Here is a 747-nt window from a genome sequence, read left to right as displayed (position 1 = left end):
CAGCACATCTTCGTCGATCCCCGGTACGCCGGGGAAACTCGCAGACAGTCGATCAATGATCGCCGCGACACTGCGCTGGCCGTCCACCAGATCAAGGATCTGCCCGGCACTGATGTTGAGTTTGATCATGCCTTCGGGGTACAGCAGCACGTGACAGTCCTGACGAGGTTCCCATTGCAAGCGAAAACCCTGGCGCAGCGACGGTGATTGCTCGCGGTCGATCAGGCTCACAGGGCAATCCCCCGGTGCCAGACCTGCTCCGTGGTGACGCTGTGATACGGCGGGCGCTCCAGCTCGTAGGCCATGCTCATGGCGTCGAGCATGCTCCACAGCACGTCGAGCTTGAATTGCAGGATTTCCAGCATGCGTTGCTGGCCTTCGACCGTGACGTAGTGCGCCAGGGTGATGCGCAAACCATGCTCGACATCCCGTCGCGCCTGACTCAGGCGAGTGCGGAAATAGTCGTAACCGCCGACGTCGATCCACGGGTAATGGGTTGGCCAGGCGTCGAGCCGGGATTGGTGGATCTGTGGCGCAAACAGCTCAGTCAGCGAACTGCTGGCGGCTTCCTGCCAACAGGCGCGACGGGCGAAATTGACGTAGGCGTCGACGGCGAAACGGACACCGGGCAGCACCAATTCCTGCGAGAGGATTTGCTCGCGATCCAGCCCCACCGCTGCGCCCAGCCGCAGCCAGGCTTCGATCCCGCCTTCGCTGCCGGGTGCACCGTCGTGATCGAGTATCCGT

General features: G+C 62.5%; 2 protein-coding genes. Both read right to left on the bottom strand.

Annotation, left to right across the window (positions count from 1 at the left end):
- Positions 1-231, bottom strand: a 231-nt coding sequence (pqqD, locus tag WLY71_RS30635; protein WP_347806571.1) for a pyrroloquinoline quinone biosynthesis peptide chaperone PqqD, incomplete at its 3' end; no start/stop codon positions are given.
- On the bottom strand, positions 228-747 hold a 520-nt coding region (pqqC, locus tag WLY71_RS30630; protein WP_347806570.1), incomplete at its 5' end, for a pyrroloquinoline-quinone synthase PqqC. The genes pqqC and pqqD, both read right to left, overlap by 4 nt.

It is taken from the genome of Pseudomonas rossensis, assembly GCF_039888995.1.
In the GTDB taxonomy this organism is placed as follows: Bacteria; Pseudomonadota; Gammaproteobacteria; order Pseudomonadales; family Pseudomonadaceae; genus Aquipseudomonas; species Aquipseudomonas rossensis.
Note: the sequence above shows the minus strand (reverse complement) of the source record. Positions and strands in the feature narration are given on the sequence as shown.